We start from the raw sequence: 24,248 nt of genomic DNA on the forward strand, positions 1-24,248 counted from the left end.
AATGACCGCATGATGGGCGGGGATTCTAGCATTTAGTCGAGGGATGGTGTAGGACACAGGAGTTTTGAGCTGCAAGCTTTAGGCGACGAGCTTGTAGGCTGCGGGGAAGGCGGAATGACAGAAACCACAAGGGGAGCCGAAGCTCCCCCAGAATTAGTTGCGTGCTCTGTTTTTATTATTGGTTTCGGGCTTTTTGTTTTTGTTGAGTGCCCGCGCCACGAGGTTTCCCTTCGTGACCCTCCCAATCGGGAGCCAAGAGCAAACGGATTGCTTTGGTCGCTGTGTTGCAGTGATCAATCGATCCAACCAGTTCAGGCACCTGTCTTGAGACAGTTTTATTGTTCTCGGCCTGGTTGTGGGGCAAGCCCCAAATACAACGCCTCTCCAAAAGAATCAGTTAGCTGCGCCTCTCGCCGTCTTGTTTTTATTGTGCGTGAGTCGATTCGTCTTATTTTTATTGTCTTGTGCATTGCTTGTTATTGTTCTTGTACCAAAGCTATAGCAGGGTGCGTGCCAACTTTTGGAAGGCCCAGAGAAACCGGGGGTTCTATGGTTATAGCGGTTTTCTCGAGGCGAAAAAAAGCCGGGGTTTCGTTACCGTAAACCCCGGCATCTGTTACGTGAAAAAACTGAGGTAACAGTTTTTTCACAGCCTGCGGTGTCACCTGCGTGTTTCAGCTCTCGCTGGCGACGCCCGTCTTGCGTCGTGGGATACCCAGGCGCTGGCGGCGCTCCCACAGGCACTTGCGGCTCACGCCCAGCTTGCGCGCCAGTTCCGTCTCGGTCATGTGGTCCTGGTGCTCCAGGACGAAGTGCTGGAAGTAGTCCTCCAGCGACAGGTCTTCGGTGGGTTCGTGGCTGGTGTTGTTGGCGCCGCCGCCCTGTTGAGGGGCCAGGCCGATGAATTCTTCATCGTCCAGGTCACTCAATTCGATGTCGATCCCCAGCAGGTCGGCGGAAATTTCCGGGCTCTCGCACAGGATCACCGCGCGCTCCACGGCGTTTTCCAGCTCACGGACGTTACCCGGCCAGGCGTAATGACGAATGGCTTGTTCGGCGTCGGGGGCAAATTTCAGGTCGGTGCGGTTGACCCGCGCGCTCTGGCGGGCAAGGAAGGCATTGGCAATCTCGTTGACGTCCGCGCCGCGCTCGCGCAGTGGTGGCAGCTTCAGGGCAATCACGTGCAGCCGGTAATACAGGTCTTCACGGAACTGACCGATTTTCGCCAGGCTCTTGAGGTCGCGGTGCGTCGCGGCGATCAGGCGCACATCGACCTTTTGCGACTGGACCGAACCGACTCGACGAATCTCGCCTTCCTGGAGGACGCGCAACAGCCGCGCCTGGGCTTCCAGGGGCAGCTCGCCGATTTCGTCAAGAAACAGCGTGCCACCGTCCGCCGCTTCGACCAGGCCGGCACGCCCCGCACTGGCGCCGGTGAAGGCGCCTTTCTCATGGCCGAACAGCTCGGACTCGATCAGGCTTTCCGGGATGGCCGCACAGTTCACCGAAATCATTGGCGCCTTGGCTCGGCGGGACAGGTTATGCAGCGCCCTGGCCACTAGCTCCTTGCCGGTGCCGGACTCGCCCTGGATCAGGACGTTGGAATCGGTCGGTGCCACTTTGCGGATCTTGCTGTAGAGGTCCTGCATGGGTGGGCAGGAGCCGATGATGCCGATTTCGCCGTTGCTGTTGCTGGCGCCCGCCTTGCCTGGAGCAGCGGCCTTGCCGTTCGTCGGTTCCGAAGGCTGGCTGGTCGCCGTTTGTCGGTCACGCAGGATTCGAGCGACGGCCTGAAGCATTTCGTCGTGGTCGAACGGCTTGGCGATGTAGTCGACCGCACCCATTTTCATGGAGTCGACCGCCGAGCGCAGGCTGGCATAACTGGTCATGATCAGCACAGGCGTGCCCTGGCCGAGCTTGATCAACTCGGTCCCCGGGGCACCAGGCAGGCGCAGGTCACTGACGATCAGGTCAAACGTTGGAATGCTGAAACGCTCTTGTGCTTCCTGCACGGAACCGGCTTCGCTGACCTGGTACTGGTTGCGTTCCAGCAGGCGGCGCAAGGCGGAGCGGATAATTGTTTCGTCTTCGACGATCAAAATGTGCGGCATTGATTCGATTCTCTCGACGGTCTCAGTTCACAGCGGACGTCGCTTCGACATGACGCGGCAAGGTCACCCGGATACGGGTGCCGCGTTGGCTCTGAACATCGGCCGGGCTGTCGATGGTGATTTGTCCATAATGCTCTTCAACGATGGAATAGACCAGTGCGAGGCCCAGACCGGTGCCTTCGCCAGGATCCTTGGTGGTAAAGAAAGGTTCGAACAATCGATCCATGATGTTCTGTGGAATACCGCTGCCTTCGTCTTCGACGATCAGGTCGACCGTGTGTTCAAAGGCTTCGCTCTTGACCCGTACCGCGCTCCCGGCCGGCGAGGCGTCGCGCGCGTTGGAAAGCAGGTTGATCAGTACCTGGGCGAGTCGTTGGGGATCGCCATCGACCCAATGATCGGGGTCGCACAGGTTGAAGAACTGAACTTCGAAATTGCGCCGGTTGAGTGCCAGCAGGCCAATGGCGTCCTGGGCAACTTCGGCCAGGCACACCGGTTCGTCGTTGTGCTGGTGGCCGCCGGCGTGGGCGAAACTCATCAAGGATTGGACAATGCGCGACACGCGCTTGGTCTGTTCGAGAATCTGCCCGCTGATTTCCGTCAGCTCACCGTCGTCCTCGCGTTCTTCGCGCAGGTTCTGCGCCAGGCAGGCGATGCCGGTGATCGGGTTGCCGATTTCGTGGGCCACGCCGGCGGCCAGTCGTCCGATGCTGGCCAGGCGCTCGGAATGGACCAGTTTGTCTTCGAGCATCTGGGTGTCGGTCAGGTCTTCCACCAGCAGCACCAGGCCGCTGTTGCCCGGCGCCAACGGCTCGTCGATCGCCGCCTTGTGCAGGTTCAGCCACCGGGTCTGGCCGTCAAGAGCCAAGTGCTGTTTGTGCAGGTGTTCGTCCGGCAGGTCGATGAAGCCTTGCAGCAAACCTTTCCACGGCTCGCCCAGGGTACTCAGGCGCGAGCCGACCACGCGCTGGGCGGCGATGCCGGTCAGCTCCTCCATGGCCTTGTTCCACATGAGGATTTCCTGGTCCTTGGCCAGCGAACAGACGCCCATCGGCAGTTCCTGCAGGGTCTGGCGGTGGTAGCGGCGCAAGGCGTCCAGCTCGGCGGCGAGGCCAGTGAGGCGCGAGTGGTAGTCCTCGAGGCGGCTTTCGATGAAGTGGATGTCTTCGGTCACGTAGTTTTCGCCGCCTGCCTTATAAGGCAGGAAGGTCTCGACCATGTCCTGGGCCACGCTGGGGCCCATCAGGCCGGACAGGTTGGCTTCGATCCGGTCGCGCAAGCGACGCAACGCGTACGGGCGACGCTCATCGAACGGCAGGTAAAGATCGCGCAGGGCCTGTTCGACTTCCTTTTGTGCGGCCTTGGCGCCCAGCGGCTTGGCCAGTTGCGTGGCGAATTCCTGGGGCGAGGCGGCATGCAGTTCCCGGCGTTGCGGGCGACGCACGTTATCCACGGCGCAGGCTTCGGCGGCGCTGGCTTCTTCACTGCTGGCGTTGGTGAACAGCGAAATCAGGGTGAACATCAGCACGTTCGCCGCCAGCGAGGCGATGGCTGCCATGTGCCAGCTGGTGTCGTCGAGCACGTAGATCATGTTCAGCAGCGGGATGTAGAACCCCTGCAGGTTGCCCAGCAGCGGCAACAGCATCGCGACCAGCCAGACCAGGATCCCGGCCAGCAGGCCGGCGATAAAACCGCGGCGGTTGGCGGTTGGCCAATACAGGACCGACAGCACGCCGGGCAGGAACTGCAGGGTGGCGACGAACGCGACGATGCCCAGGTTGGCCAGATCCTGCCCGTCGCCCAGCATCAGGTAGAAACCATAACCGGCCATGATGATCGCAACGATCAGCGCGCGGCGGGTCCATTTCAACCAGCGGTAGATATTTCCTTCCGCCGGCGGCTGGTAGAGCGGCAGCACCAGATGATTGAGGGCCATGCCCGACAACGCCAAAGTGGTGACGATGATCAGGCCGCTGGCCGCCGACAGCCCGCCGATATAGGCCAGCAATGCCAGGGCCTTGCTGTTGGCGGCAATGCCGATGCCGAGAGTGAAGTATTCCGGATTGGTGCTGGCGCCGAGTTTCAGACCTGCCCACAGAATCAGTGGCACCGCCAGGCTCATCAACAGCAGGAACAGCGGCAGGCCCCAGCTTGCGCTGACCAGTGAGCGCGGGTTGAGGTTTTCGGTGAAGGTCATGTGGTACATGTGCGGCATCACGATTGCCGAGGCGAAGAACACCAGCAACAGGGTGCGCCACGGGCCTTCCTGCAAAGGCGTATGCAGGGCGGCGAGGGCGGTCTGGTTCTGCAACAGCCAAAGCTCCAGCTGTTGCGGGCCATCGAACACGCCGTACAGCGCGTAGAGGCCGACGCCACCGATGGCGATCAGCTTGATCACCGATTCAAAGGCAATGGCGAATACCAGGCCTTCGTGTTTTTCCCGGGTGGCGATGTGCCGGGAGCCGAAAAAAATCGTGAACAGAATGATCAGCGCGCAGAAGCTCAGCGCTACTCGATGTTGCACCGGTTCGCGGGTCAGGATGCTGATGGAATCGGCCACGGCCTGGATTTGCAGAGCGAGCAGCGGTAACACGCCGACCAGCATGAAGATCGTGGTCAGCGCGCCGGCCCAGGTGCTGCGAAAGCGGAAGGCGAACAGGTCGGCAAGCGATGACAGCTGGTAGGTACGGGTGATCTTCAGGATTGGATAAAGCAACACAGGCGCCAGCAGGAAGGCCCCGGACACCCCAAGGTAGCTGGACAGGAAACCATAGCCATACTGATAGGCCAGCCCGACCGTGCCATAAAACGCCCATGCGCTGGCGTAGACCCCCAGCGACAGGGTGTAGGTCAGCGGGTGGCGGATGATCGCCCGGGGGATCATGCCTCGTTCGCTGATCCAGGCCACGCCGAACAGCACCGCCAGGTAGGCGGCGCTGATCAGGATCATCTGGGTCAGGCTAAAGCTCATCGGCATCTTTTTGGCTCTGCAGGATGAAGGTCACGACGATCAGGATCAGCCAGAGCAGATACGGCCGATACCAGGCACCCGTGGCATCGATCCACCAATCCATGATGGCCGGGGAGAACAGGTAGATCCCCACTACCAAAAGCAGGACCAAGCGATAGATGTACATCCCGGCCTCTCTTTGTTTATGCGCGTGCCCGAAAACGTGCGGCGATGGTAACGGATAGGCGGCAGGCTGCAAGGGCCGTCATGGTATTTGCGCTTCGGGCAGGGTGAGGACGCGCGGGATCTTGCTCGCATCCCAGTGCCGAATGCCCCAGGCCAGCAGTTCGCGGGGGCTGGCATCGCAGAGTTCCGGGCCCGGTTGCTGGCCCAGTGCGCGCAATGCCCGTAACAGCAGCGGCGTAGCCTGGTCCGCTGTCAGCGGCGGTGAACGATAGGATTTGCCGAGCTTGTGCCCGTCGGGCTGGGTGATCAGCGGCACATGCAGGTAACGCGGTTGTGGCAGCCCGAGGAGTTCCTGAAGGTAGAGCTGGCGGGGCGTGGAGTCCAGCAGATCAGCGCCGCGAACGATATCGGTGACGCCTTGCCAGGCGTCGTCCAGCACCACCGCCAGCTGATAGGCGTAGAGCCCGTCACGACGACGGATCACGAAATCACCGGCCTCACGGCCCAGATGCTGGCGAAATTCGCCCTGGACCCGGTCGGTGAAGTGATATTCAAGCTCGGGGACGCGCAGGCGGATGGCGGCGTCCTCGGTGTCGTGGCCGGCGTTGCGGCATAGCCCTGGGTAAATACCCTGATACGGTTCCAGTTGCTTGCGCGAACAGGTGCAGGCGTAGGCCAGGCCTTGGCTGAACAAGCGATCGATGACCAGTTGATAGGCTTCATGGCGGTCGCTCTGGCGGACCATTTCGCCATCCCATTCAAAACCATAGGTTTGCAGCGCATTAAGGATCGCCGCTTGCGCGCCGGGCTCTTCCCGCGGTGGGTCGAGGTCTTCCATGCGCAACAACCAGCGCCCGCCCGCGGCCCGGGCGTCGAGGTACGATGCCAGGGCGGCGACCAGCGAGCCGAAGTGCAGGTGGCCGCTGGGGGTGGGGGCGAAGCGTCCGATGTAGGCAGTCATAAGGCGAATGTCATTGGGGTCAGGGCGGTAGGCAATCTCGACAACAAAACATATCCCCTGTGGGAGCGAGCCTGCTCGCGATATAGCGGTGTATCTGTCATATCAAGCTGGCTGACCCACCGCTTTCGCGAGCGGGCTCGCTCCCACAGAGGGATAATCAGCCTGGAGAAAATATCGGAAACAAAAAACGGAGCGTATGAACGCTCCGTTTCGGTGACAGCCCCGGCGATTACTTGCCGACCTGTTTTTCCTTGATTTCCGCCAGGGTCTTGCAGTCTACGCACATGTCTGCGGTTGGACGTGCTTCCAGTCGCTTGACGCCGATCTCGACGCCACAGGACTCGCACCAGCCGTATTCTTCGTCTTCGATCAGTTGCAGCGTCTTGTCGATTTTCTTGATCAGCTTGCGTTCCCGGTCACGGGCGCGCAGTTCGAGGGCGAACTCTTCTTCCTGGCTGGCACGGTCGGCCGGGTCGGGGAAGTTGGCAGCGTCGTCCTTCATATGGTCCACGGTGCGGTCGACTTCCAGCATCAAGTCCTGTTTCCACTTGTTCAGGATCTTGGTGAAGTGCGCGCGCATCGGGGCGCCCATGTACTCTTCGCCCGGTTGTGGGATATACGGCTCAAACCCGCTGAGCGACTGATTTTGATTCTGCTTTGCTTGGGTGGGCATGAATGGACCGCCTCTACTCTTGTAATCCACTACGCAGGATTGCTCCATCACCGACACCTGCCGGCCCTGCGGCTGCAAGCGGGCGAACTTACCAGATCAAATCGGGCCGCGCTACTCCCGGTTGTCGAGCCTGCGGCGGCCGGGGCCTGTAAAACGTGGCCGGGTTCGCTTCGGTGGGGGTGCAATCCTGCTCAATGCTTGATTCTAGTCAAGCCTGGGCCAATCGCCGAAGCCATTTCCAGCGATCTACGGTAGGACCATTGTGTATTCCCGCTCGTTCCCGCACCGCTGCCCGAGTTGGGTAGAATCGGTTCTTTTTTCGTGAAGGAGGGCCCCAATGGCCCAGCCCTACAGCGCACGCAGCCGTGCCATCGAACCGTTCCATGTCATGGCGCTGCTGGCGCGTGCCAACGAATTGCAGGCTGCCGGGCACGACGTCATCCATCTGGAGATCGGCGAGCCGGACTTCACCACCGCCGAGCCGATCATCCAGGCCGGCCAGGCCGCCCTGGCGGCCGGCAAGACCCGTTACACCGCAGCCCGCGGCATTCCCGAGTTGCGCGAGGCCATCGCCGGCTTTTATGCGCAGCGCCACGGCGTCGACATCGATCCGCGGCGCATCCTGGTCACGCCGGGTGGGTCTGGTGCCTTGTTGCTGACCAGTGCCCTGCTCGTCGACCCGGGCAAGCATTGGTTGCTGGCCGATCCTGGCTACCCCTGCAACCGCCATTTCCTGCGCCTGATCGAAGGTGCTGCGCAATTGGTGCCAGTAGGGCCGGACGTGCGTTACCAACTGACCCCGGACCTGGTGGATCGCCATTGGGATCAAGACAGCGTGGGGGCATTGGTGGCATCGCCGGCCAACCCGACCGGGACGATTCTCTCTCGGGACGAGTTGGCGGGGTTGTCCAGGGCAATCAAAGGCCACAATGGCCATCTGGTCGTCGATGAGATCTATCACGGCCTGACTTATGGCACCGACGCCACCAGTGTGCTGGAAGTGGACGACGATGCTTTTGTTCTCAACAGTTTTTCCAAGTATTTCGGTATGACCGGTTGGCGGCTCGGTTGGCTGGTGGCCCCTTCGGCGGCGGTCAGTGAGCTGGAGAAACTTGCGCAGAATCTTTACATCAGTGCGCCGAGCATGGCCCAGTACGCGGCCCTGGCCTGTTTCGAACCCGCGACCATCGAGATTTTCGAGCAGCGTCGTGCCGAGTTTGCGCGGCGTCGCGACTTCCTGCTGCCGGCGTTGCGTGGGTTGGGATTCGGCATCGCGGTGGAGCCCGAAGGTGCGTTCTATCTTTACGCCGATATCAACGCGTTCGGCGGCGATGCCTTTGCGTTCTGCCAGCATTTCCTGGAAACCGAACACGTGGCGTTCACGCCGGGGCTGGATTTCGGTCGGCACCAGGCCGGTCATCATGTGCGTTTTGCCTACACCCAAAGCCTGCCTCGGCTACAGGAAGCGGTGACGCGAATCGAACGTGGACTGCGGAGCTGGCGAGGCTGATGCGTTTTTCTCCTGCACTGGAAGAAGGTCGACTGATTCGACGTTACAAGCGTTTTCTCGCCGATATCGAGACCATTGACGGCGAACTGCTCACCATCCACTGCCCGAACACCGGCTCGATGCTCAATTGCATGGCCGAGGGCGCACGCGTCTGGTTCAGCCGCTCCAGCGATCCCAAGCGCAAGCTGCCAGGGACCTGGGAAATAGGCGAAACCCCTCAAGGCCGGTTGGCCTGCATCAACACCGCGCGAGCCAACCCCCTGGTGGAAGAGGCGCTGCGCGCGGGTGTCATCAAAGAGCTGAACGGTTTTGTCGGGCTGAAGCGCGAAGTCGCCTACGGCGTGGAGAACAGCCGTATCGATTTTCGACTCGACTATGCCGACCAGACCTCGGCCTGGGTCGAGGTCAAAAGTGTCACGCTGGGTTTCGATGCAACAAACGTGGCGGCATTTCCCGATGCGGTGACGCTGCGTGGCGCCAAACATCTGCGGGAACTGGCTTGTCTGGCCCGCGACGGCGTACGGGCGGTGCAGCTGTATTGCGTAAACCTGAGTGGCATCGACGCGGTGCGCCCGGCGCAGGAAATCGACCCGGTGTACGCGGCGGCGTTGCGTGAGGCGGTGGCCGCCGGGGTGGAAGTGTTGGCCTACGGGGTCACCTTGACGCCGGAGCAGATATGGGTGGATCGCCCGCTGCCGGTTTTGCTTGAACCGCTACAGGTCGACCCAGATGCCCTGATCATCCTCCCGGCTGTGTAGCGCGGCCAGGAACTGCCCGGCGCAAGGGCCGGCGACGCATTCACCGCTTTCAATCAGGAACAGCGCGCCATGGGTCGCGCACTGGATCAGGCTGGCGCTGGGGTCGAGGAACTGGTCAGGCTGCCACTCCAGCGGCACACCGCGATGCGGGCAGCGGTTGAGATAGACGTAGGCCTGGCCTGCACGTCGCACGGCCAGGACCTTGCGCCCTTCAATGTCGAAGCCGCGACTGCTGTTGCCCGGTAACTCAGCGGCGGCGCAAAGGTATTTCATGTGGGTCTCGACATGTCTGTGAATCCTCCTGTGGGATTCATGTGGCATAGGTTCCGCGCTTGACGGTCAAATGAAAACAATTATCAAATGGCGCCTCCCTCACAGGTGACCGAGGATACGTCGCCAGGCTCGGCCCTGTGAAAAATTTCTCTGAGGAAGCTGTCCGATGCGCTTGAATTTCCGCGTTGCTGCGCTCTGTGTCGTCCTTTTGGCCAGCCAGGGAGCGCTGGCGGCCGATCTGCCGCAACGCTGGGTGAGCGCTGGGGGTGCCTTGTCGGAGTGGGTCAGTGCGCTCGGCGGTGAGTCGAAGCTGGTGGGCGTGGACACCACCAGCCAGCATCCCGAGTCGTTGCGAGCGCTGCCCAGTATCGGTTATCAGCGACAGCTGTCGGCGGAGGGCGTGCTGAGCTTGCGGCCGCAAATTCTGGTGGGTACCGAGGAAATGGGACCGCCGCCGGTGCTCGCGCAAATTCGTGCGGCCGGGGTGCCGGTCGAGTTGTTCTCGGCGGCGCCGAGCCTGGAGGCGCTTCAGACCAATCTGCGTCACCTGGGGCAGCTCTTGGGGGCCGAGACCAAGGCTGCGGAGTTGTTCGATGACTATCAACAACGGCTTTCCCAGCACGCCGTCCGCGTAAACGCAGCCCGGCTCAGGCAGAAGGCGCCTGGTGTATTGCTGCTGGTGGGCAATGCTGGCGGCAAATCGCTGATCGCCGGTAAAGGCACCGCCGCCGACTGGTTGCTGGAGCAGGCCGGTGGTCACAACCTGGCGACCCACAGCGGCTACAAACCGTTTTCCGTGGAAACCCTAGCCAGCTTGAATCCTGAAGTGCTGATCTTTGCCGATCGAGCCTTGACCGGCGAAGAAGCGCGCGCCGCGCTGTTCAAGGAAAATCCGATCTTGTCCTCGACCCGGGCCGCCAAGAGTGGGCGTGTCATGGAACTGGACCCGACGCTGCTGGTGGGCGGATTGGGTCCGCGCCTGCCGCAAAGCCTGATGAAGCTCACCGACGGTTTTTATCCGGTCAAGGCCCCATGACTGCGCTGGTCAAGCCACGCACTTTATTCATCGGGCTGGGCCTGCTATGCCTGCTGGCGATCTGGTTGTCCCTGGCCTTGGGGCCGGTGAGCTTGCCGCTGTTCGATACCCTGCGCGCCGCCATGCGCCTGTCGGGCTTGCCGGTGGCTGCCGATGGCTTGGAACAGGCCGAACTGATCCTTGGCCAGATCCGTCTGCCGCGTACCTTGCTGGGGCTGGCGGTGGGCGGGGTATTGGCGTTATCCGGCGTGGCGATGCAGGGGCTGTTTCGCAACCCGCTGGCGGACCCGGGGCTGGTCGGGGTTTCCAGTGGTGCGGCGCTGGGGGCAGCGCTTGCCATCGTCGGCGGTTCGATGCTGGGCGGGCTGCCCGAAGCGCTGGGACCTTATCTTTTGTCACTGTGTGCGTTCCTCGGCGGGCTCGGGGTCACGGCGCTGGTCTATCGCTTCGGCCGGCGCGACGGTCAGACTCACGTCGCGACCATGCTTCTGGCCGGGATCGCCCTGACCGCGCTGTCCGGCTCGGCGGTCGGCTTGTTCACTTACCTGGCGGATGACGCGACCCTGCGCACCCTGACGTTCTGGAACCTGGGCAGCCTGAACGGCGCCACCTACGCGCGCTTGTGGCCCCTGCTGCTGGTCAGCGTCGGCGTGGCGATCTGGTTGCCGCGTCGGGCCCGTGCGCTCAACGCCTTGTTGCTCGGCGAGTCCGAGGCCGCGCACCTGGGCATTGACGTCGAACGGCTCAAGCGTGAGCTGGTGTTCTGCACGGCGCTGGGCGTTGGGGCCGCGGTGGCGGCTGCGGGCATGATCGGTTTTGTCGGGCTGGTGGTGCCGCATCTGGTAAGGCTGATGGCGGGCCCCGACCATCGCGTCCTGCTACCGGCTTCAATCCTGGCCGGGGCGAGCCTGCTGCTGTTCGCCGATCTGGTGGCGCGCCTCGCGCTGGCCCCGGCGGAATTGCCCATCGGCATTGTCACCGCGTTCATCGGTGCACCGTTCTTCCTGTATCTGTTGCTGCGGGGGCGTGCCTGATGCTGCGAGCGCATGACCTGCATATTCTCCGGGGCCGCAAAACCGTACTGGCGGACATCGACTTTCAGCTCAATCCCGGCGAAGTGCTCGGTGTGCTCGGGCCCAACGGTGCGGGCAAAAGTACGCTGCTGGCAGGCTTGTGTGGCGAGTTGCGTCCGGCCCGGGGCCAGGTCTGGCTCGACGACAGGCCCCTCGCCCAGTGGGGCGGCGCCGAGCGCGCCCGTCGTCTGGCGGTGTTGCCACAATCATCGACCCTGGATTTTGCATTCCGCGTGGAAGAGGTGGTCGGCATGGGGCGCCTGCCCCACCAGAGCGGCCAATTGCGGGACGCGCAGATCGTTGAATCGGCATTACAGGCCGCGGATGCCACGCATCTGTATGGCCGCAACTACCTGACCCTGTCCGGTGGCGAACGCCAGCGGGTGCACCTGGCGCGGGTGCTGGCGCAACTGTGGCCGGGCGAGGTGGGGCAGACGCTGTTGTTGGACGAGCCGACTTCGATGCTCGATCCCTTGCACCAGCACACCATCCTGCAAGCGGTGCGTGAATTCGCCGGTCGCGGCGCCGCCGTGCTGGTGATCCTGCATGACCTGAACCTGGCGGCGCGTTACTGTGACCGCCTGTTGCTGCTTGCGTCCGGCCGGCCGGTGGCCCTGGACACGCCCCGGCACGTGCTGCGCCCGGAGCCGCTCAAGGCGGTATTCGGCCTGGAAGTGCTGGTGCAGTCCCATCCGGAGCGCGGGCATCCGTTGATCATCGCCCGCTGAGGCAATCTGGAGGATGCAGATGTGCGCCTGTTCCTGATCCTGGCTTTGAGTGTGTTGACGGCTTGCCAAAGTATCGCGCCGCCTCCGGTCAACGGACGGATCCTTGACCTGCAAAATGGCCAGGCCCTCTCGTCGCCTACGTTGGTCGAGCGCTTGGCGAAGGCCTCGCGTGTCGTGGTCGGAGAGCAGCACGACAACCGCGACCATCATGTGTTGCAACGCTGGTTGCTCCAGGCCTTGGCCGAACATCGAGCCCAAGGCAGCTTGCTCTTGGAGATGCTGACGCCACAGCAGCAGCCGAAGGTCGACGCGGTTCGCCAGTTGCCAGCCTTGCCCAAGGATTTGCCCGGCGCGCTGGACTGGTCGCCGGGTTGGGATTGGAACCTGTACGGAGCGGTGGTGGAGTTCGCTTTGCCTCAGCCTTATCCGGTGCTGGCGGCCAATCTTGACCGCACGGAGATCCAGCGCATTTATCGTCAAATGCCCTTGGTGCAGGGCGAGCGCTCCAATTGGTCCGTGGTGAAGGAAAAGCTGCTGGGACAGATCCGCGAGTCCCATTGCGGCCTGTTGCCGGAATCGCAGATGCCGGCGATGCTGGCGGTCCAGCAGCAGCGAGACCGGCGAATGGCGGAGCAGTTGCTCAAGGCGCCGACGCCTGCATTGTTGTTTGCCGGTGCCTGGCATGGGCGAAAAGACGTCGGCGTGCCGCTGCATGTGCGGGACCTGGGCGCCAACGAAGCGCCGGTTGTGCTGATGCTGGCCGAGGAGGGGAGCAACGTTACGTCGGCCATGGCTGATTATGTGTGGTACACCCCGGCCACCCCGCCTCAGGATTACTGCGCGCAGATGCGTGGACAACAAGGCAAGTGATATTCCGGGCAAAAAAAGACCCGGCAAAAGCCGGGTCAAATAACCGTGATTAGCCTGATGAGGAGATATCTGAGAGTCCGAACCAAGGGCTTTTCAAATATCGACCAGTCTCGCGACCGGATGTGGTAATCATAGCGATTCTCATTTCCAAGTCAAACAAAGTTTTTCGATTCGCCAAAAATAATGGGGCGGCGCAATGTGGGCGGCAAAAATCGTGCGTCAGGCTTTGTGGCGAGCCGAAATGGCATCCAGCTGTTTGTTGAGGGCTTCCTTGCGTTCAGCGGGAATATCGTTCCAATGCATGTCCATCAATGCGCCTTCGATGGCATACAGCAATACCTTTGATGCCCGGAACCCGCGAGTGCGAACGGCGCGATAGGCGTCCACCGCGCCGAGGCGGCGTAGATCCGAGGCGCTGTGGATGCCCACGGCATGCAGCCACTGGGCTGACGTCTTGCCCAGATTCTTCAGGTGTTGCAGTTCATCATTCATCGAGCCTCCTTGCGACGGCCGACTGGTGCAGTGGGCAAGCTTCTCAGGAGTGTAGCGGTCAGTAGGAAAAGCGTGATTGTTTGGTCGGAATCGACGCAAAACCTTCTAATGCATTACGCACGATAGGTGCAGAACGACAAACACGGCACGTCGTCCAGCGCAGGCGGGGGCGCTGGAGGTCTGTTCGATGCCGGGCCTCGGTTGCTTCAGGCTTAGCGGGTGCGGTAGCGCAGGCGTGTGCCGAAATTCATCGACATCAGGATCTCATCGGCCGACAGCTCGGGCGGGAAGTAGGCACCGGAAATCTGCGCGTGGGCGAGGCTCGCGCCTTCCAGCGACGAGTTACGAAAATCGACGCCGCGCAAATCGGCGGAACGGAAGTAGGCATCGGAGAAATCGACGTTGTCCGCGTTCAGTTCACGCAGGTCAAGACCACGGAAATCGCCGCCGCGCATGTCGATCGGCCCTTGAGGCCGTTCGCTGTTGAAGCCGGCGATATCGTCGTTGCGCAACAAGGCATAAAGCGGGGTGTCGAGAAGCTTGGGGTGGCTCATTTCATATCACCTGCTGGTTTTATGACGCCAGTATAGTGCCACTATTTGACGGCCGTGAAGCCGGGCGTCGCTTCACGGCCGAAATAATTCCTACAGGCCTGGCAAGCGTTGGCGGATCTGCGCGACCACAACATCCAGCGTGCCGCTTTCGTTGGTCTGAACCCGTTTGCTGCAAAGGATTTCCGCCGGGGTCAACGCTTCGCGGCCGGCCTGTTGGGCGGCGATGACGGCCAGGTTCGCGTCGGACGGGTCCTTCTGGTCCGCCTGGCGCTGGGCGAGTCGGCTTTCGATCACCGCCTGCGGCGCGTCGCAGTCGAGGATCAGGAACGGCGCGCCCGTGCCTTCGGCGATCCTGGCGGCGGCGTCACGCTGCTCACGCTTGAGGTAGGTGGCGTCGATTACCACCGGGAAACCTGCGTGCAGGATCGCGTCGGCAATTTCATGCAGGCGGGCGTAGGTGGTGCAGCTGGCGTCGCTGCTATAAATGCCGGCCTGGGGATCGTTCGGTATTTGCTGCTCGCCGAACAGGCGCTTTCGCTCCACGTCCGAGCGCAGGCGAATCGCGCCCAGGGCCTCTACCAGGCGCATAGCGACATGGCTTTTGCCCACGGCCGAAACACCATGGGTAATCGCCAGGAAGCGCGACGGGATGGTGCTGTAGCTTTCGGCCAGGTTGGCGTAGTTGCGGTACTGGCGCAGAGTCGTGGCGCGCTGCACCGGATCGGCTTCGGCGGGCATGCTGAACAGCGCGACCTTGGCGCGTACCAGGGCGCGGTAGGCCTTGTAGAAGTTCAACAGCTCCAGGCCCTGGTAATCGCCCGTCAGCTCCAGGTACTGGCTGACGAACCGCCGCGCCAGTGACTTGAGGCCGCGGTCTTCAAGGTCCATCGCCAGGAACGCGGTGTCGGCGTAGACGTCGGTGAAACGGAACGGCTCGTTGAACTCGATGCAGTCGAAAATCACCACCTGGCCATCGATCACGGTGGCATTACCCAAGTGGATGTCGCCGTGGCATTCGCGGGTGAAGCCTTCGGTCTTGCGCTGGGCCAGCAGCGGCTTGAGGCGTTCGAAGCTGCTTTCGGCCCAGGCTTGCAGGGCTTCGAGTTGCAGCAGGTCAGCCTTGTCGCTGAGGAACGGACGGATCTGTTCGAAATTCTGCCGCACCGGCGCCATGACGCTGTCCGGCGTGCCTGCCGCGTTGTCGGCGGGCACCTTGGGCGTCGAAAGATGGAACTGGGCGATCTGCGCGGCCATTTCATCAATGTGCGCGGTGGTCAGTTCGCCGTTGGCCTGGAGCGTGCTGAGCAGTTGGCTCTGGGGAAACTGGCGCATCTTCAGGGCGTATTCGATGGCCGGACCATCACCGCCGAGGCTTGGCGCTTCGGCGCTGCCGGTAATCGGCAGGACTTCCAGGTAGAGGTCCTGGGTCAGGCGCTGGTTCAGGCGCAGTTCTTCAGCGCAAAAATGCTTGCGCGCGTCGAGGCTGGTGAAGTCGAGGAAACCGAAATTGACCGGTTTCTTGAATTTGTAGGCGTAGGGCCCGGTGAGCAACACCCAGGAAATATGGGTTTCGATGACCTGGAACCCTTCGACGGGATGCGGGTAAAGGGCCGGGTTTTGCAGGGCAGCGATCAGTGATTGGCTCACGGGCGATCCTTCAGAGGCGGGAAAATTCAAGGCGCTCATTATGGCGGCAAGCGAGGCTAACGCAAACCTTGGCGGACGCATGTTGAACCACGCCAAAGTGCGTATAATCCGCCGCCATGACTCGTACCCGATCCCCCCGTACCCCCAAGAAACCTCCCGCCAGCCGCCTGCGGCCCTGGCTGGGCTGGGCCCTTAAACTGAGCCTGGTGGGCCTTGTCGTGCTCGCCGGTTTTGCCGTCTACCTCGATGCCGTGGTCCAGGAGAAATTCTCCGGCAAGCGCTGGACCATTCCGGCCAAGGTCTACGCGCGGCCGCTGGAGCTGTTCGTCGGACAAAAGCTGAGCAAGGAGGATTTCCTGACCGAGCTCGATGCCTTGGGTTATCGCCGTGAAAGCGTGGCCAATGGCCCGGGTGCAGCTTCGGTCAATGGCAACACCATCGACATCAATACTCGCGGCTTCCAGTTCTATGAAGGCATGGAGCAGGCGCAGCCGGTGCGGGTGCGTTTCTCCGGTGACTATGTGGCCGCGCTGACGGGCGCCAACAATGCGAGCCTGTCGGTGGTGCGCCTCGAGCCGCTGCTGATTGGTGGGTTGTACCCGAAAAATCTCGAAGACCGGATCCTGATCAAGATCGATCAGGTGCCGCCGTTCCTGCTTGAAACCCTAATCGCCGTCGAAGACCGTGATTTCTACCATCACTTCGGCGTCTCGCCCAAGTCGATTGCCCGGGCCGTCTGGGTCAATACCTCGTCGGGACACATGCGCCAGGGCGGCAGTACCCTGACCCAGCAGTTGGTCAAGAACTTCTACCTGACCAACGAGCGCAGCCTGACCCGCAAGCTCACCGAAGCGATGATGGCGTTGTTGCTGGAGCTGCATTACAGCAAGCAGGAAATCCTCGAGGCCTACCTCAACGAGGTCTTTGTCGGCCAGGACGGCCAGCGGGCGGTGCACGGTTTCGGCCTGGCCAGCCAGTTCTTCTTCAGCCAGCCGCTGTCCGAGCTCAAGTTGCACCAGGTGGCGTTGTTGGTCGGCATGGTCAAGGGGCCGTCTTCCTACAACCCGCGTCGCAATCCGGAGCGCGCCCTCGAGCGGCGCAACCTGGTGCTGGACTTGTTGCAGCAACAAGGCGTGGCCACGGCCGAGCAGGTAGAAGCGGCGAAAAAGATGCCGCTGGGCGTGACCAAGCGCGGCAGCCTCGCGGACAGTTCGTTCCCGGGCTTCATGGACCTGGTCAAGCGTCAGCTGCGCGAAGACTATCGCGACGAAGACTTGACCGAAGAAGGCTTGCGCATCTTCACCAGCTTCGATCCGATCCTGCAGATGAAAGCCGAGGCCTCGGTCAATGACACCTTCAAGCGCCTGGCGGGGCGCAAGGGCTCTGACGAAGTCGAAGCGGCTATGGTCGTGACCAACCCGGAAACCGGCGAAGTCCAGGCGATGATCGGTAGCCGTCAGGCCAGCTATGCCGGTTTCAACCGGGCGCTGGATGCGGTGCGCCCGATCGGCTCGCTGATCAAGCCGGCGGTGTACCTCACCGCTCTGGAAAAACCGAGCCAGTACACGCTGACCAGTTGGCTCTCCGACGAGTCATTCTCGGTCAAGGGCGCGGACGGCCAGGTCTGGACGCCGCAAAACTATGATCGTCGTCCCCACGGCACGGTATTCCTTTATCAGGGCCTGGCGCATTCCTACAACCTCTCAACGGCTCGCCTCGGGCTGGAAGTCGGCGTGCCGAATGTGCTCAAGACCTTGGCGCGCCTGGGGGTGAACCGCGAGTTCCCGGCTTTCCCGTCGATGCTGTTGGGCGCCGGTGGCCTGACCCCGATCGAAGTGGCCGCGATGTACCAGACCCTGGCCAACGGTGGTTTCAATACGCCGATGCGTGGCATCCGCAGTGTGCTGACCGCCGACGGCGAGCCGCTCAAGCGTTATCCGTTCCAGATCCAGCAGCGTTTCGATCCGGCTTCCATTTATCTGATCCAAAGCGCCATGCAGCGGGTCATGCGTGAAGGTACCGGCAGCTCGGTCTATAACGTGCTTCCGCGGACGCTGACCCTGGCGGGCAAGACCGGCACCAGTAACGATTCGCGCGACAGTTGGTTCGCCGGGTTCAGCCAGGACTTGCTGGCGGTGGTCTGGTTGGGGCGTGACGACAACGGCAAGACGCCGTTCACCGGCGCCACCGGCGCATTGCAGGTCTGGACCAGTTTCATGCGCAAGGCCGACCCGTTGCCGCTGGACATGCCGCAACCGGACAACATCGTCCAGGCCTGGGTCGATTCACGCACCGGGCAGGGCTCCGACGCGAATTGCCCGGGCGCGGTTCAGATGCCGTATATTCGCGGGAGCGAACCGCCGCCCGGTGCGGCGTGTGGCGGCCAGAACCCAGCCGAATCGGTGATGGATTGGGTCAAGGACTGGGTGAATTAAGCAAAGAGGGTTTCAAGTGAACAAGTGGTTGATTCCAGCGGTAACCGCCGTGGCTTTGCTCAGCGGCTGCTCTACCGTACAGCGCGGCTCGATTCCGGTTGTCGACTCCGGTACCGCCGTTTCCAACAGCGAGCGGGTCTCGGCCAATGGCGGTTTCCGTCAGACGACCGTAAAGCGGCCGGTGCAGGGTGCTCAGACCCAGGCGATTCCCCAGGGTGATACGGGCGTCGTGGTGATGGTGCCCGGTGGTGGCGCTGCCACGTCGGCACCCATCAGCAGCACGCCGATCACACCGGGGCCGATCACGCCGGGTCCTATCGAGACTTCGCCGATCGACCAGGGCAGCTACAGCATGCCATCGACGCCGAGCAGCATCCCGTCGGCGAGCTCCGGTGGCTTGTCCGCCGATGAGCAACTGGATGGTCCGGTGCTGGCGCTGCTGACTACGGCCCAACAGCAGCAGGCCGGTGGTGACCTCAACGGCGCGTCCTCCAGCCTCGAGCGCGCCCAGCGTGTCGCGCCGCGCGAGCCTCAGGTTCTTTATCGGCTGGCCCAGGTACGCATGGCCCAGGGCGATGCGCCGCAAGCCGAGCAACTGGCGCGCCGCGGCCTGACATTCTCCAGCGGTCGGCCGGCACTCCAGGCAAGCCTTTGGGAACTGATTGCCCAAGCCCGCGAGAAACAAGGCGACTCCGCTGGCGCCGCACTGGCCCGTCAGAAAGCCAAGGTTTCACTCTGATGGATGTTCGTTTTCCCCAGATCGCCGATCAGTTGCTGCTGATCGAGCGCGAACTGCGCGTCCAGGGTTGGTGGAGCAGCGTTTCGCCTTCGGCCGAGGCGCTGGCGAGTGTCGAGCCGTTTGCGGTCGATACCCTGGATTTCGAGCAGTGGCTGCAATGGATCTTCCTGCCGCGGATGAAGGCGATCCTGGAAAACGACCTGCCACTGCCTAACGCCTCGGGCATCCTGGCCATGGCCGAAATGGTTTATGCCCAGCGGCCAGGGCAGGGCGCCGAGTTGCAGCGGTTGCTGGCGCAGTTCGACCAGTTGATCAGCGACGCCCGCTGACTTCCCTCACTGGCAGTGTTCTTCGATCTGCTTGCGGGTCTCATCGATGCGCTGGCGCCGCTCTTCATCCGTGAGCCGGCGCATTTCGCCTTCCACGTCTTCCCTGACCCTGGGGTTGTTCTGCAGTTGCGCCAGGTTAGTTCGGGCCTGTTCGCAGAACGCCTTGAGTTGGGCTTCCTGCTCGGCAACTTGCTGCTTTACCTGTTGGTCGATGGCTTTTTGATCGCCGACGACACCGCCGGTAACAGGTGCTGCCGGCTTGGGAGCGGGCGGTGCGGATCTGCCCACGGTTGTCGCCTCTACGCCTTGCGGCGGCTGGGCGCCGAAGTGGGTCACGCCCTGGGCGTCCACCCATTTGTAAATCTGGCCGGCCATGCTCATCGGGCTCAGGCCCGCCAGCAGGCAGGCCGTCAATAACATCGTTCGCATGCTGTTTCCTTGTCCTGGGTTGCGCAATTGAAGCTAACAGAGTAGCCGTTTAAAGGTTTTTTCTTGCGTTCTCATGTGCTTACTTCAATAAAGCACATTGACGACTTGACTTGCAGAGGGCGAAACAGAAGAATCCAAAGTCCGCTGTAGAGGGACTGCCAGAAGCAGACCCACTCGGCAGATCATGAGGCGCACATCCGCGCCGACCTGTTACACCCGCAACGCGTTACCTCGCGCTGGGTGGGAAAGGCCCGCAACACTTGGGACGATCCCAATACTTGCTCAGTCAGTGCTGACGTAGTCGGCGACCACCGTCGCTCATGCTCTGCCGAGAAGTAAACCTATTAAGACCCGTCCCCTTTTCGTGGGTCGGTATTCTGGCGTTTTAGAGGTGAACAACGTGGAGCTTTTATCTGGCGGTGAGATGCTCGTCCGCTTCTTGCGTGACGAAGGCGTCAAATATATCTACGGGTACCCCGGCGGTGCTCTCCTTCATGTCTATGATGCCCTGTTCAAAGAACCGGAAGTGACCCACATCCTGGTTCGCCACGAACAAGCGGCCACCCATATGGCTGACGGCTATGCCCGCGCCACCGGCAAGGCCGGCGTGGTTCTGGTGACATCCGGCCCTGGCGCCACGAACGCCATCACCGGTATCGCCACGGCCTACATGGACTCGATCCCGATGGTGATCATCTCTGGCCAGGTGCCCAGCACCATGGTCGGTACCGATGCGTTCCAGGAAACCGACATGATCGGTATCTCCCGGCCGATCGTGAAGCACAGCTTCATGATCAAGCACGCGTCGGAAATCCCGGAGGTCATGAAAAAAGCCTTTTACCTGGCTGAGTCCGGTCGTCCAGGTCCGGTCGTGGTCGACGTGCCGAAAGACATGACCAACCCGGCCGAGAAATTCGAGTACATCTATCCGAAAAAAGCCAAGCTGCGCTCCTACAGCCCGGCCGTACGCGGTCACTCGGGACAAATCCGCAAGGCCGCCGAAATGCTGCTCGCGGCCAAGCGCCCGGTCCTGTACTCGGGTGGTGGAGTCATCCTCGGTGGTGGCTCCGCGCCGCTGACTGAATTGGCAAAGATGCTCAACCTGCCGGTTACCAATACCTTGATGGGGCTTGGCGCCTACCCGGGCACCGACCGCCAGTTCATCGGCATGCTCGGCATGCACGGCAGCTACACCGCCAACCTGGCGATGCACCATGCCGATGTCATCCTGGCCGTGGGCGCACGTTTCGACGACCGGGTCATCAATGGCCCGGCGAAATTCTGCCCGAACGCCAAGATCATTCACATCGACATCGACCCGGCGTCCATCTCCAAGACCATCAAGGCAGACGTGCCGATTGTCGGTCCGGTCGAGAGCGTGCTGACCGAGATGGTCGCCATCCTCAAGGAAATCGGCGAGGCTCCGAACAAGGAGTCCGTGGCCGCCTGGTGGAAACAGGTCGATGAATGGCGCGGTGATCGTGGCCTGTTCCCGTACGACAAGGGCGACGGCAGCGTGATCAAGCCGCAGACCGTCATCGAGACCCTGTGCGAAGTGACCAAGGGCGATGCCTTCGTGACTTCCGACGTTGGCCAGCACCAAATGTTCGCGGCGCAATACTACCGGTTCAACAAGCCTAACCGCTGGATCAACTCCGGTGGCCTGGGCACCATGGGCTTCGGCTTCCCGGCGGCCATGGGCGTCAAGTTGAGCTTCCCGGACAACGACGTCGCCTGCGTCACCGGCGAAGGCAGTATCCAGATGAACATCCAGGAGCTGTCGACCTGCCTGCAGTACGGTTTGCCGGTGAAGATCGTCAACCTGAACAACGGTGTACTGGGCATGGTTCGCCAGTGGCAGGACATGAGCTACGGCAGCCGTCATTCGCATTCCTACATGGAATCGTTGCCGGATTTCGTCAAGCTGGTCGAGGCCTACGGTCACGTGGGCATCCGCATCACCGACTTGAAGGACCTGAAGTCCGGGCTTGAAGAAGCCTTCGCCATGAAAGACCGCCTGGTGTTCCTCGATATCCAGGTCGATACCAGCGAGCACGTCTACCCGATGCAGATCAAAGACGGCTCCATGCGCGATATGTGGCTGAGCAAGACGGAGCGTACCTAATCATGCGACATATTATTTCCTTGCTTCTGGAAAACGAACCGGGTGCTCTGTCTCGTGTAGTGGGCCTGTTCTCGCAGCGCAACTACAACATCGAAAGCCTGACCGTGGCGCCAACCGAGGACCCGACCCTGTCGCGTCTGACGCTGACCACCGTGGGCCACGATGAAGTCATCGAGCAGATCACCAAGAACCTGAACAAGCTGATCGAGGTGGTCAAGCTGGTGGACCTGTCGGAGAGCGCTCACATCGAACGCGAGCTGATGCTGGTCAAGGTCAAGGCCACCGGCGCCCAGCGCGCCGAGATCAAACGCACTACCGATATTTATCGTGGGCAGATCGTCGATGTCAGCGCCAGCGTCTATACCGTTCAGTTGACCGGTACCAGCGACAAGCTCGACAGCTTCATTCAATCGATCGGAACTGCCTCGATCCTGGAAACCGTACGCAGTGGCGTTACCGGGATTGCCCGTGGCGACAAAGTACTGAGCATCTAAACCAAATTAGCGAATGGCCGGAATGGCCGGATATAGGGGAAATTCATGAAAGTTTTCTACGATAAAGATTGCGACCTGTCGATCATCCAGGGCAAAAAAGTCGCCATCATCGGCTACGGCTCCCAAGGTCACGCGCAGGCGTGCAACCTGAAAGATTCCGGCGTTGACGTAACCGTCGGCCTGCGCAAAGGCTCGGCTACCGTCGCCAAGGCCGAGGCCCACGGCTTGAAAGTCACCGACGTGGCTTCCGCCGTTGCCGCTGCCGACCTGGTCATGATCCTGACCCCGGACGAATTCCAGTCTGCCCTGTACAAGAACGAAATCGAGCCGAACATCAAGAAAGGCGCCACCCTGGCCTTCTCCCATGGCTTCGCGATCCATTACAACCAGGTTGTGCCGCGCGCCGACCTCGACGTGATCATGATCGCGCCGAAGGCCCCGGGCCACACCGTCCGTTCCGAGTTCGTCAAGGGCGGCGGTATCCCTGACCTGATCGCGATCTATCAGGATGCGTCCGGCAATGCCAAGAACGTTGCGCTGTCCTACGCCGCCGGCGTGGGTGGCGGTCGTACCGGCATCATCGAAACCACCTTCAAGGACGAGACTGAAACCGACCTGTTCGGTGAGCAAGCCGTTCTGTGCGGCGGCACCGTCGAGCTGGTCAAAGCCGGTTTCGAAACCCTGGTTGAAGCTGGCTACGCGCCGGAAATGGCCTACTTCGAGTGCCTGCACGAACTGAAACTGATCGTTGACCTCATGTACGAAGGCGGTATCGCCAACATGAACTACTCGATCTCCAACAACGCCGAGTACGGCGAGTACGTGACCGGTCCGGAAGTCATCAACGCCGAATCTCGCCAGGCCATGCGCAACGCCCTGAAACGTATTCAGGACGGTGAATACGCCAAGATGTTCATCAGCGAAGGCGCCACCGGCTATCCTTCGATGACCGCCAAGCGCCGCAACAACGCCGCTCACGGTATCGAAATCATCGGCGAGCAACTGCGCTCCATGATGCCGTGGATCGGTGCCAACAAGATCGTCGACAAAGCCAAGAACTGAGTCGCGACTTGATCGAAAAAACGCGGCCCTGGCCGCGTTTTTTCGTTTGGGCATTGGCTTCTGGTATAAAGCTGCATCGTTTGCGGCCGAACCGTCGTCCCAGACGCCTGTCGAATTTTTTCACACCGTTGCAAGGTACTGTCCATGAGCGAACGTCCCGACGAGCCGAACCAGGCTCCTGACGCCGAAAGCCTGTTGCCCATCGATGAACACGTCGAAGAGGGCCATGACGCTGAAGGCCGTAAGGTCCGGCATCGTGGCATCTATCTACTGCCGAACCTGTTCACCACCGCGAACCTGTTTGCCGGCTTCTATTCCATCATCAGCTCCATGAGCGCCCAGGCGGCGCTCAGTGCTGGTGACAGTGCCGGGGCAAGCCGCTATTTCGCCCTGGCTGCCATTGCGATATTCGTCGCCATGGTGCTCGATGGCCTTGACGGGCGCGTGGCCCGCATGACCAATACCCAGAGTGCATTCGGCGCCGAATACGACTCACTGTCCGACATGGTCGCGTTCGGTGTTGCCCCCGCGTTACTGGCGTTCGGCTGGGCGCTGGGCGACATGGGCAAGGTCGGCTGGATGGTGGCTTTCATCTATGTGGCCGGTGCCGCGTTGCGCCTGGCACGTTTTAATACCCAGGTCGGCACTGCCGACAAACGCTACTTCATCGGTCTCGCGAGCCCTGCAGCCGCGGGCGTGGTGGCCGGCGTGGTCTGGGCATTCAGCGACTACGGCATCCAGGGCTCGAAAATGTCGTTCCTGGTGGCATTGCTGGTGGCGGCGGCCGGGATGCTGATGGTCAGCAACATCAAA

23 protein-coding genes (1 of these 23 only partly in view) are annotated in these 24,248 nt (G+C 61.7%); 13 read left to right on the forward strand and 10 right to left on the reverse strand.

Going from position 1 to position 24,248, the window contains the following annotated elements; translation table 11 throughout:
• Nucleotides 1-674 precede the first annotated feature (674 nt).
• From J3P94_RS05025 to dksA, 5 genes are all read right to left on the reverse strand, one after another.
• A complete protein-coding gene (locus tag J3P94_RS05025) occupies nucleotides 675-2,111 on the reverse strand; it encodes a sigma-54-dependent transcriptional regulator (RefSeq protein WP_434571783.1) in 1,437 nt (478 codons plus the stop codon).
• A gap of 22 nt (nucleotides 2,112-2,133) precedes the next feature.
• Nucleotides 2,134-5,088, reverse strand: a complete 2,955-nt coding sequence (locus J3P94_RS05030) for a sensor histidine kinase (RefSeq protein ID WP_305498777.1) — start codon at nucleotides 5,086-5,088, stop codon at nucleotides 2,134-2,136.
• Entirely contained in the window at nucleotides 5,072-5,248 is a 177-nt protein-coding gene (locus J3P94_RS05035) for a hypothetical protein (protein WP_003176118.1), read from the reverse strand. Before J3P94_RS05035 ends, J3P94_RS05030 begins: the two co-directional genes overlap by 17 nt.
• Before the next feature lie 78 nt (nucleotides 5,249-5,326).
• Nucleotides 5,327-6,208, reverse strand: a complete 882-nt coding sequence (gluQRS, locus tag J3P94_RS05040) for a tRNA glutamyl-Q(34) synthetase GluQRS (RefSeq protein WP_434571785.1) — start codon at nucleotides 6,206-6,208, stop codon at nucleotides 5,327-5,329.
• Nucleotides 6,209-6,437: 229 nt separating this feature from the next.
• Complete coding sequence (gene dksA, locus J3P94_RS05045; protein WP_434571787.1) at nucleotides 6,438-6,881, reverse strand: RNA polymerase-binding protein DksA; 444 nt, start codon at nucleotides 6,879-6,881, stop codon at nucleotides 6,438-6,440.
• A gap of 337 nt (nucleotides 6,882-7,218) precedes the next feature.
• On the opposite strand from dksA, the gene J3P94_RS05050 reads away from it, so the two are divergent.
• Both J3P94_RS05050 and sfsA read left to right on the forward strand, forming a co-directional pair.
• Entirely contained in the window at nucleotides 7,219-8,391 is a 1,173-nt protein-coding gene (locus tag J3P94_RS05050; protein ID WP_434571789.1) for a pyridoxal phosphate-dependent aminotransferase, read from the forward strand.
• Nucleotides 8,391-9,149, forward strand: a complete 759-nt coding sequence (gene sfsA / locus J3P94_RS05055; protein WP_434571791.1) for a DNA/RNA nuclease SfsA — start codon at nucleotides 8,391-8,393, stop codon at nucleotides 9,147-9,149. Before J3P94_RS05050 ends, sfsA begins: the two co-directional genes overlap by 1 nt.
• Here sfsA and J3P94_RS05060 read toward each other — a convergent pair.
• Nucleotides 9,105-9,422 carry a Rieske (2Fe-2S) protein gene (locus J3P94_RS05060; RefSeq protein ID WP_434571793.1) on the reverse strand — a complete coding sequence of 106 codons (318 nt, stop codon included), beginning with the start codon at nucleotides 9,420-9,422 and terminating at the stop codon, nucleotides 9,105-9,107. The genes sfsA and J3P94_RS05060 overlap by 45 nt on opposite strands.
• A 166-nt stretch (nucleotides 9,423-9,588) precedes the next feature.
• Between J3P94_RS05060 and J3P94_RS05065 the strand changes: the two genes are divergently transcribed.
• From J3P94_RS05065 to J3P94_RS05080, 4 genes are read left to right on the forward strand one after another with little or no spacing between them, the layout of a single operon-like run.
• Nucleotides 9,589-10,458 (forward strand): heme/hemin ABC transporter substrate-binding protein, encoded by an 870-nt coding sequence (locus J3P94_RS05065; RefSeq protein ID WP_434571794.1) that lies wholly within the window; start codon nucleotides 9,589-9,591, stop codon nucleotides 10,456-10,458.
• A 50-nt stretch (nucleotides 10,459-10,508) separates the two neighbouring features.
• Complete coding sequence (locus tag J3P94_RS05070) at nucleotides 10,509-11,492, forward strand: FecCD family ABC transporter permease (RefSeq protein WP_434574097.1); 984 nt, start codon at nucleotides 10,509-10,511, stop codon at nucleotides 11,490-11,492.
• Nucleotides 11,492-12,259, forward strand: a complete 768-nt coding sequence (locus J3P94_RS05075) for a heme ABC transporter ATP-binding protein (protein WP_434571796.1) — start codon at nucleotides 11,492-11,494, stop codon at nucleotides 12,257-12,259. Before J3P94_RS05070 ends, J3P94_RS05075 begins: the two co-directional genes overlap by 1 nt.
• Nucleotides 12,260-12,280: 21 nt before the next feature.
• A complete protein-coding gene (locus J3P94_RS05080) occupies nucleotides 12,281-13,129 on the forward strand; it encodes a ChaN family lipoprotein (RefSeq protein ID WP_434571798.1) in 849 nt (282 codons plus the stop codon).
• A 219-nt stretch (nucleotides 13,130-13,348) separates the two neighbouring features.
• Here J3P94_RS05080 and J3P94_RS05085 read toward each other — a convergent pair whose 3' ends face one another.
• From J3P94_RS05085 to J3P94_RS05095, 3 genes are all read right to left on the reverse strand, one after another.
• The gene (locus J3P94_RS05085) at nucleotides 13,349-13,621 is read right to left on the reverse strand and encodes a TfoX/Sxy family protein (RefSeq protein ID WP_039593847.1); all 273 of its coding nucleotides are present in this window, start codon (nucleotides 13,619-13,621) and stop codon (nucleotides 13,349-13,351) included.
• Between the two features lie 212 nt (nucleotides 13,622-13,833).
• The gene (locus J3P94_RS05090; RefSeq protein ID WP_434571799.1) at nucleotides 13,834-14,175 is read right to left on the reverse strand and encodes a pentapeptide repeat-containing protein; all 342 of its coding nucleotides are present in this window, start codon (nucleotides 14,173-14,175) and stop codon (nucleotides 13,834-13,836) included.
• Between the two features lie 90 nt (nucleotides 14,176-14,265).
• Nucleotides 14,266-15,822, reverse strand: coding sequence for an AAA family ATPase (locus J3P94_RS05095; RefSeq protein ID WP_434571801.1), 1,557 nt, complete (start codon nucleotides 15,820-15,822; stop codon nucleotides 14,266-14,268).
• Nucleotides 15,823-15,938: 116 nt separating this feature from the next.
• Here J3P94_RS05095 and mrcB point away from each other — a divergent pair, with 116 nt between their 5' ends.
• Genes mrcB through J3P94_RS05110 form a run of 3 tightly spaced genes read left to right on the forward strand, consistent with a single transcriptional unit; the run spans nucleotide 15,939 to nucleotide 19,325 of the window.
• Nucleotides 15,939-18,257, forward strand: a complete 2,319-nt coding sequence (mrcB, locus tag J3P94_RS05100; protein WP_434571803.1) for a penicillin-binding protein 1B — start codon at nucleotides 15,939-15,941, stop codon at nucleotides 18,255-18,257.
• 16 nt (nucleotides 18,258-18,273) lie between these two features.
• The gene (locus tag J3P94_RS05105) at nucleotides 18,274-18,996 is read left to right on the forward strand and encodes a tetratricopeptide repeat protein (RefSeq protein WP_434571804.1); all 723 of its coding nucleotides are present in this window, start codon (nucleotides 18,274-18,276) and stop codon (nucleotides 18,994-18,996) included.
• Entirely contained in the window at nucleotides 18,996-19,325 is a 330-nt protein-coding gene (locus J3P94_RS05110; RefSeq protein ID WP_434571806.1) for a YqcC family protein, read from the forward strand. The genes J3P94_RS05105 and J3P94_RS05110 overlap by 1 nt, the downstream gene beginning before the upstream one ends.
• 6 nt (nucleotides 19,326-19,331) lie before the next feature.
• Here J3P94_RS05110 and J3P94_RS05115 read toward each other — a convergent pair whose 3' ends face one another.
• Nucleotides 19,332-19,754, reverse strand: a complete 423-nt coding sequence (locus J3P94_RS05115; protein ID WP_434571808.1) for a DUF4124 domain-containing protein — start codon at nucleotides 19,752-19,754, stop codon at nucleotides 19,332-19,334.
• Nucleotides 19,755-20,154: 400 nt separating this feature from the next.
• Here J3P94_RS05115 and J3P94_RS05120 point away from each other — a divergent pair, with 400 nt between their 5' ends.
• The 4 genes from J3P94_RS05120 to pssA all read left to right on the forward strand — a co-directional run.
• On the forward strand, nucleotides 20,155-21,879 hold the full coding sequence (locus J3P94_RS05120; RefSeq protein ID WP_305498794.1) for an acetolactate synthase 3 large subunit: 1,725 nt from the start codon (nucleotides 20,155-20,157) through the stop codon (nucleotides 21,877-21,879).
• A 2-nt stretch (nucleotides 21,880-21,881) separates the two neighbouring features.
• Nucleotides 21,882-22,373 carry an acetolactate synthase small subunit gene (ilvN, locus tag J3P94_RS05125; RefSeq protein WP_003176102.1) on the forward strand — a complete coding sequence of 164 codons (492 nt, stop codon included), beginning with the start codon at nucleotides 21,882-21,884 and terminating at the stop codon, nucleotides 22,371-22,373.
• Nucleotides 22,374-22,418: 45 nt separating this feature from the next.
• Nucleotides 22,419-23,435, forward strand: a complete 1,017-nt coding sequence (gene ilvC, locus J3P94_RS05130) for a ketol-acid reductoisomerase (RefSeq protein ID WP_003185459.1) — start codon at nucleotides 22,419-22,421, stop codon at nucleotides 23,433-23,435.
• Nucleotides 23,436-23,579: 144 nt separating this feature from the next.
• Nucleotides 23,580-24,248 carry the 5' portion of a CDP-diacylglycerol--serine O-phosphatidyltransferase gene (pssA, locus tag J3P94_RS05135; protein ID WP_305498795.1) on the forward strand. The gene runs 177 nt beyond the window's last position, so the window shows 669 of its 846 coding nt (coding positions 1-669); the start codon lies at nucleotides 23,580-23,582; its stop codon lies off the right edge, out of view.

The organism is Pseudomonas sp. Z3-8 (assembly GCF_051131975.1).
In the GTDB taxonomy this organism is placed as follows: Bacteria; Pseudomonadota; Gammaproteobacteria; order Pseudomonadales; family Pseudomonadaceae; genus Aquipseudomonas.